This window comes from Streptomyces sp. ISL-66, assembly GCF_018614135.1.
Lineage (GTDB): Bacteria > Actinomycetota > Actinomycetes > Streptomycetales > Streptomycetaceae > Streptomyces.
The window spans coordinates 61,859-68,910 of the sequence record NZ_JAGGOW010000011.1 but is presented as its reverse complement, the minus strand read 5'-3'; the positions used below and the strand labels follow the sequence as shown (position 1 = coordinate 68,910).

General features: G+C 72.9%; 6 protein-coding genes. 2 read left to right on the top strand and 4 right to left on the bottom strand.

Translation table 11 applies throughout. The features are described from left to right. Positions 1-72: 72 nt before the first annotated feature. On the bottom strand, positions 73-1,197 hold the full coding sequence (locus tag J7E97_RS02965; protein WP_215021888.1) for a TDT family transporter: 1,125 nt from the start codon (positions 1,195-1,197) through the stop codon (positions 73-75). 70 nt (positions 1,198-1,267) lie between these two features. Between J7E97_RS02965 and J7E97_RS02960 the strand changes: the two genes are divergently transcribed. Continuing rightward, entirely contained in the window at positions 1,268-2,197 is a 930-nt protein-coding gene (locus J7E97_RS02960) for a LysR family transcriptional regulator (protein ID WP_215021887.1), read from the top strand. A 236-nt stretch (positions 2,198-2,433) separates the two neighbouring features. Here the strand turns inward: J7E97_RS02960 and J7E97_RS02955 are convergent, their stop codons facing one another. The 3 genes from J7E97_RS02955 to J7E97_RS02945 all read right to left on the bottom strand — a co-directional run bounded on the left by J7E97_RS02955 (position 2,434) and on the right by J7E97_RS02945 (position 5,498). Further along, positions 2,434-3,135 (bottom strand): gamma-glutamyl-gamma-aminobutyrate hydrolase family protein, encoded by a 702-nt coding sequence (locus J7E97_RS02955; RefSeq protein WP_215021886.1) that lies wholly within the window; start codon positions 3,133-3,135, stop codon positions 2,434-2,436. 28 nt (positions 3,136-3,163) lie between these two features. Next, a complete protein-coding gene (gene eat / locus J7E97_RS02950) occupies positions 3,164-4,645 on the bottom strand; it encodes an ethanolamine permease (protein WP_251053681.1) in 1,482 nt (493 codons plus the stop codon). 106 nt (positions 4,646-4,751) lie between these two features. After that, positions 4,752-5,498, bottom strand: coding sequence for a FadR/GntR family transcriptional regulator (locus J7E97_RS02945; RefSeq protein WP_215021885.1), 747 nt, complete (start codon positions 5,496-5,498; stop codon positions 4,752-4,754). 77 nt (positions 5,499-5,575) lie between these two features. On the opposite strand from J7E97_RS02945, the gene J7E97_RS02940 reads away from it, so the two are divergent. Continuing rightward, entirely contained in the window at positions 5,576-6,955 is a 1,380-nt protein-coding gene (locus tag J7E97_RS02940) for a glutamine synthetase family protein (RefSeq protein ID WP_215021884.1), read from the top strand. Positions 6,956-7,052: the final 97 nt, after the last annotated feature.

The window sequence follows — 7,052 nt, the reverse complement described above, 5'->3', positions numbered from 1 at the left end:
TGCACCCTCTACCTCGGCGAACCCCTCACCTGACCAACACCCCTCCACGAACTTCCGCGGAGCAGCACTAGCCTAGCGGGGTGCGGCGAGCAGGCGGCCGGTGAGCAGGCCGCCCAGGGTGTTCGCGGCGGCGAGCAGCCAGGCGGTCAGCAGGACCAGGAACAGGGCCGCGGCCAGCCAGGAGAAGGCTGCGAGGCCGGTGTGGCGGGCGAGGCCGGCGGCGCCGGTGACGCAGGTGCCGACGGGGAAGGTCAGCGCCCACCAGGTCATGGCGAACCCCATGCCGTCGCGGGCGGCCCGCAGCAGCATCGCCGCGGCCAGCGCCAGCCAGAGGAGGGCGAATCCCATCACGGGGACCCCGTAGACCACGGCGAAGGCGGCGAAGGCGCCGGAGTACGCGGTGGATATCGACTGGGGGGCCATGTCGGCGAGCGAGTTCACCGCGGTGGTGGACTGGCCGAGGGGGCCGAGGACCAGGAACAGGGTCGGGGTGAGCGCCAGGGGGAGGGGACCGCTCACGATCAGCCGGCCGAACACCAGGGGGAGCAGCAGCAGGGTGGCGAGCAGGCTGATCCCGAACATGGCGTAGCAGGCGAGGAGCATGGCCTCGCGGGCCTGGCCGGCGGGCAGGTGGGGGATCAGCAGGGGGCCCAGCGCGGCGGAGACCATCGGGGCGACCACGGGCAGCAGCCAGACGGGGGTGGCCTGGTGGGCCTCGACCTTGTGGCGGACCACCATCAGGTAGGGCACGGCGACGGCGGCGAGCAGGCCGATCGCGGTGCCGGCGGTGAACAGGACCGTGTCCACGGCGACGGCGGCGGGGACACCCATGAGGTCCTTGCCGACGATGAGGGTGCCGCCGCCGACGGCCAGCAGGGCCATCGCGAGGCAGCCGTAGAAGGGGGCGACGGCCGGGTCGAGCAGATGGGCGCGGGCCTGGTCGCGGTGGTGGATCCAGTGGCCGGCGCGGGCGGTCAGCAGTACGGCGAGGGCGGTGGCGGACAGGACCCAGAAGACCTGGCAGGCCACGCGCTGGCCGGGGATCTGGTAGGGGAGGGCGGCGCCGGCGTTGGCGATGATCGCCGTGCCCATGACCGAGGCGTACCAGTTGGGACCGAGGTGGCGCAGGGAGGGGACCTTGTGGATCCGCGGGGTCCCGGGGGTGGTGGGACGGGGGCGTACGAGGGTGGTGGCCATGGGTCCAGCGTCCCGCCGGGCGGCGCCGGACGGCAGAGGGCTTGTTCCTATGAGGGCATAAACTGAAGTTATGGGTATTGAGGAGTGGGCTGAGTCGCAGGTACCGCTGGCGCACCGGGTCCCGGACCTGGGCGCCATGGAGCTGCTGCTGGCCGTCGCCCGGGTGGGGAGCCTGAGCGGGGCCGCCCGGCGGCTCGGCATCACCCAGCCCGCCGCCAGCAGCCGCATCCGGGCGATGGAGACCCGGCTCGGGGTCGCGCTCGTGGACCGGTCGCCGCGGGGCTCGACGCTGACCCGGGAGGGCGCGCTGGTCACGGACTGGGCGCGGCGGGTGGTGGAGGCGGCCGAGGCCTTCGACGCGGGCGCCCAGGCGCTGAGGGGCCGTCGCGACTCCCGGCTGCGGGTCGCGGCGAGCATGACCATCGCGGAGTACCTGCTGCCCGGCTGGCTCATCGCGCTGCGCGGGCAGCGCCCCGGCACGGCGGTGTCGCTGCACGCGGGGAACTCGGCCACCGTCGCCGAACGGGTCCTCGCGCACGAGGCCGACCTCGGCTTCGTGGAGGGGCTCAGCGTGCCCGAAGGACTCGACGCGGTGGTGATCGCGCAGGACCGCCTGGTGGTGGCGGTGGCCCCGGGACACCCGTGGGCGCGGCGTTCGAAGGGGGTGGAGGCGGCGGAGCTGGCGGCGACGCCGCTCATCCTGCGGGAGCGCGGCTCGGGCACCCGGCAGGTCCTGGACGCGGCGCTGGCCGGCATCGGCGGCCTGGCGGAGCCGCTGCTCGAACTCGCCTCCACCACGGCGGTGAAGGCGGCGGCGCTGAGCGGGGCCGGGCCGTGCGTGCTCTCCGAGCTGGCGGTCGGGGACGAGCTGGCGGCCCGCCGCCTGGTGTCCGTCCCGGTGCTCGACACTCCGCTCGACCGGGCGCTGCGCGCGGTCTGGCCCGCGGGCTCCCGCCCGGCCGGCCCGGCCCGGGACCTGCTGTCGCTGACCCGGCACTGACCCCGCTCCGCGGGGCCTTCGGGCGGGGGCTGCCGTCCGCGGGAACGGCCCGGGCCGCGACCGGGGCGGGGACCCCGGGGACCTGCCCCGTCCGCCGTCGATGGAGTACCGCGTGCGGTTCTCCGGCCGCGCCGCGACGGCCTGCGGGCCCGGCGCGGGCGCAGCACCCCTGCGCCACCACCCCTGACGTGCCGGGAGGGTGGCGGCGGCGGGTGACGGCGAGGGGTGGCGGCCGGTCAGGCGGGCGTGGAGCGGGCCGAAGCCGCCTCGACGAGGGCGGACATCACGCGGGTGTCCTTGTCGAGTTCCGGGTGCCACTGGACGCCCAGGACCCAGTGAGCGGGGTCGGCGAGCTCGATCGACTCCACCGTACCGTCGGCCGCGTGGGACGAGGCGATCAGGCCCCGGCCCAGCCGGTCCGCGGCCTGGTGGTGGTAGGTCGGGACCTCGGACTCCTCCGGGACGAGCGCCGCGTACAGCGTGCCGGGGACCGGGCGGACCGGGTGCCAGGAGACGACCCCCGGGCTCAGCACGTGTCCGTCGATGTGCTGGACCAGCGTCCCGCCCAGGGCCACGTTCAGGGCCTGCATGCCCCGGCAGACGCCGAGCAGGGGGGTGCGGGAGGCCAGCGCCGCGGCGATGAGCGACAGCTCCCAGGTGTCGCGCAGGGTCGCGGGCGGGCCCGTACGGGGATCGCGCGGAGCTCCGTAGCGGACCGGGTCCAGGTCGGGGCCGCCCGCCACGACCAGGCCGTCCAGGCGGTCCAGCACCTCCGCCGCCGCCTCCGGGGCGTCCGGCGGCAGCAGGGCGGCCGTGCCACCGGCCGCCTGGACGAGTTCGTAGTACCCGGTGGGGACGAGGGCCGTCGGGACGTCCCACACCCCGTAGCGGGTGGATGTCTCGACGTAGGTGGTGATGCCGATGAGCGGCCTGGGCACGGTGATACCTCCGGGGAAGGGACGGGGGTCAGTCGCGGGACAGTTCGGCTTCGGCCTCGGCCAGCGCCGCGAACTCCTCCTCCGGCGCGGACGCCACCAAGTGGTGGCGACTGTAGAACGCGAAGTAGGCGAGGGCGACGGCGTACACGGCCAGGGCGATGAATGCCGCGTCCTTGTCCACCAGGAAGGTGGCGACGAGGGCCGAGAGGGCGAGCACGAAGGCCACCGAGGAGGTGACGGCGCCGCCCGGGGTGCGGTACGGGCGCTCCAGGCCCGGTTCGCGGCGCCGCAGCACCATGTGCGAAAGGGCCATCAGCGCGTACGAGATGGTCGCGCCGAACACCGCGATGTTCAGCATGCGCGGGCCGTTGCCGGTGGCGGCGGCCAGCGCGAAGCCGATGGCGCCGGGGATGAGCAGGCCCAGGTACGGGGCCTTGCGCTTCGAGGTCAGGGACAGGAAGCGCGGGAGGTAGCCCGCCCGGGAGAGGGCGAAGAGCTGGCGCGAGCCCGCGTAGATGAGGGAGAAGAAGGAGGCCACCAGGCCCGCGAGACCGGCGTAGTTGACGAAGGTCTTGAGCCAGGAGAGGCCGGGGTCGCCCTCGAGGGCGACGACCAGCGGGTTGCCCGCGTCCTTGATGGCGTCGGCCCCGCGCGCGCCCGTGGAGGCGAGGAAGGTGACCAGCGCGAGCAGGACCAGGATGCCCATGGAGATCGACAAGGCGCGCGGCACGGAGCGGACCGGGTCCTTGGCCTCTTCGGCGGCCAGCGGCACGCCCTCGACGCCGAGGAAGAACCACATGCCGAAGGGGAAGGCGGCCCAGATGCCGAGGAAGCCCAGCGGCAGCCACGAACTGGCTCCGGCGGCGGTGGTGTCGACGGCGATGTTGTCGAGATGGGACGCGTCGAACTCGGTGAACGCGCCGACGGCGAAGACGATGAGCGCGATCACGGCGATGGCGGTGACGACGAGCGAGAAGCTCAGGGCCTCGCCGACGCCCCACAGGTGGATGCCGATGAAGATCGCGAAGCAGGCGAGGTAGACCGGCCAGCCGGAGGTGAGGCCGAAGAGGTTCAGGGATTCGATGTAGTCGCCGATGAAGATGGCGATGGCGGCCGGAGCGAGGATGTACTCGATGAGGATCGCGGTGCCTGTGAGGAAGCCGCCCCAAGTGCCCAGCGCCCGGCGCGCGAAGCCGTAGCCGCCGCCCGCGGTGGGCAGGATCGCCGACAGCTCGGCGAGGGAGAAGACGAGGCAGGCGTACATCGCGCCCATCAGGACGGTGGCGATGGCGAGGCCGCCGAATCCGCCCTGGGCGAGGCCGACGTTCCAGCCCGAGAAGTCGCCGGAGACGACGTACGCGACGCCGAGACCGGTCAGCAGCAGCCAGCCGGCGCTGCCGCGCCGCAGGGTGCGGCGTTCCAGGTAGCCGTCCTTGCCGTCCTTGCCGTTCTCGGGGGACTCGCTGGGTTCGGGCACGGCTGCCAGCCGTGCGCCGGTGTCGTCGGCCATGTGCGCTCCTGCCTAGGGCAATGGTTGTGGGGCGTACCTTTGCCGTTCCGGCGCGGCGGGCGCAAGACCCTTGCGTTAAACAGCGGTTACGAAAGCCTCCCCGGGCTCAGGCCAGGAACCCCCGCAGGAGCGCCGCCGTGCCGCAGCAGTGCTCGCGCATCACCTCGCGGGCCGCGTCCGCGTTCCGCTCCAGCACCGCCTCCACCAGCGCGCTGTGCTGCTGCTGGGAGTGCTCGAGGTTGCGCACCAGCAGCGGGATGCAGTCCAGCAGGTCGTTCACGGTGGCCCTGACGGCCGCGTACTGGGCCGTCAGCGTGGCGGAGCCGGCCAGTTCGCACAGGGTGAGGTGGAAGAGCGTGTCCTGGCGGCGGTACTCGGGCAGCGGGGCGTCGTGGGTGGCGGTCAGGGCCGCGAGCAGCCGGTCCGCGTCCTTCTGCGACAGCCCCTGGGAGGCGCACAGGCCGGCCGCGCCCACCTCCAGGACCTCGCGGAAGCGCAGGGCGTCCTCGATGTCCACGCCCGCGACCCGCCGGCGCAGCTCCTCCTCGGTCCCCCCGGCCGGGGTGTCGGGGCGGGGCCGCACAAACGTTCCGCCGTACCGCCCGCGCCGGGCTTCCACCAGGCCCTGGTCCTGGAGCACCTTCAGCACCTCGCGCAGCGTCACCCGGCTGATCCCCATCCGCTCGGCCAGCTCGCGCTCGGGCGGAAGCCGCTCCCCGCCCGGGACCAGGCCGAGCCGGACCACCTGGAGGATCTGCTCCAGCGCCTCCTCGAAACCGTTGCCCGCCCGCACCTGTCGCAGCACCGGATTGAGCCGCGCGATCGCGTCACCCTCGCTCGCCGTATCGGTCATGTCGGCCCCTCCCCTTCCCAAGCAATGGTTCTATTCAATACCTTAGGCGTCCTCGGCTCACCGAAGGAGAGATTCCCGTGGTAGACCGCAAGCCGCCGCTTTCGCCCGAAGAGCTCCGTGTTCTCGTCGACAGCGGTGAAATCGACACAGTGGTCCTGGCCTTCCCCGACATGCAGGGGCGCCTCCAGGGCAAGCGGTTCGCCGCACAGTTCTTCCTCGACGAGGTCCTCGCGCACGGCACCGAGGGCTGCAACTACCTCCTCGCCGTCGACACGGACATGAACACCGTCGACGGCTACGAGATGTCCTCCTGGGACCGGGGCTACGGCGACTTCGCCATGCACCCCGACCTCGCCACCCTGCGCCGGATCCCCTGGAACCCCGGCAGCGCCTTCATCGTCGCCGACCTCGCCTGGAACGACGGCTCGCCCGTCGTCGCCGCGCCCCGGCAGATCCTGCGCCGCCAGCTGGAGCGCCTGGCCGAGCACGGCTACACCGCGATGGTGGGCACCGAGCTGGAGTTCATGGTCTTCCAGGACACCTACGAGCAGGCCTGGAACGCCAACTACCGGGGCCTGACCCCCGCCAACCAGTACAACATCGACTACTCCGTCCTCGGGACGGGCCGCGTCGAACCCCTGCTGCGCCGCATCCGCAACGAGATGCAGGCCGCGGGCCTGATCGTCGAGTCGGCCAAGGGCGAGTGCAACCTCGGCCAGCACGAGATCGCCTTCCGCTACGACGAGGCGCTCAAGACCTGCGACCAGCACGCCGTCTACAAGACGGGCGCCAAGGAGATCGCGGCCCAGGAGGGCGTCTCGCTCACCTTCATGGCCAAGTACGACGAGCGCGAGGGCAACTCCTGCCACATCCACCTCTCGCTGGGCGACGCCGACGGACGCAACGCGATGGCCGCGGACGGCCCGGACGCGCACGCCCACGGCGGTATGTCCCCCGTGATGCGCCACTTCCTGGCCGGCCAGCTCGCCGCGCTGCGCGACTTCTCCCTTCTCTACGCCCCCAACATCAACTCGTACAAGCGTTTCCGGCCCGGATCCTTCGCGCCGACCGCCGTCGCCTGGGGCGTGGACAACCGGACCTGCGCCCTGCGCGTCGTCGGACACGGCCGTTCCATGCGCTTCGAGAACCGCCTCCCCGGCGGTGACGTCAACCCGTACCTCGCCGTCGCCGGCCTGGTCGCGGCCGGGCTCCACGGCATCGAGCACCAGCTGGAACTGCCCGAGCCCTGCGCCGGCAACGCCTACACCGCCGACTTCGCGCACGTCCCCACCACGCTGCGCGAGGCCGCCGAGCTCTGGGAGAACAGCGAGATCGCCAAGGCCGCCTTCGGCCCCGAGGTCGTCGCCCACTACCGCAACATGGCGCGCGTCGAACTGGACGCGTACGACTCCGCGGTCACCGACTGGGAACTGCGCCGCTCCTTCGAACGCCTGTAGTGCCGGAGCGGTCCCGACGCACCGCCCTACCGCATCCGCCTTGCCGCACTCGCCGTACCGCACCCGCCCCACCCACCGCACCCGAACGTCTGAAAGG

Coding starts and splice junctions, on each gene's coding strand:
- J7E97_RS02965 (WP_215021888.1), bottom strand. CDS start 1,197: ATGGCCACCACCCTCGTACGCCCCCGTCCCACCACCCCCGGGACCCCG.
- J7E97_RS02960 (WP_215021887.1), top strand. CDS start 1,268: ATGGGTATTGAGGAGTGGGCTGAGTCGCAGGTACCGCTGGCGCACCGG.
- eat (WP_251053681.1), bottom strand. CDS start 4,645: ATGGCCGACGACACCGGCGCACGGCTGGCAGCCGTGCCCGAACCCAGC.
- J7E97_RS02945 (WP_215021885.1), bottom strand. CDS start 5,498: ATGACCGATACGGCGAGCGAGGGTGACGCGATCGCGCGGCTCAATCCG.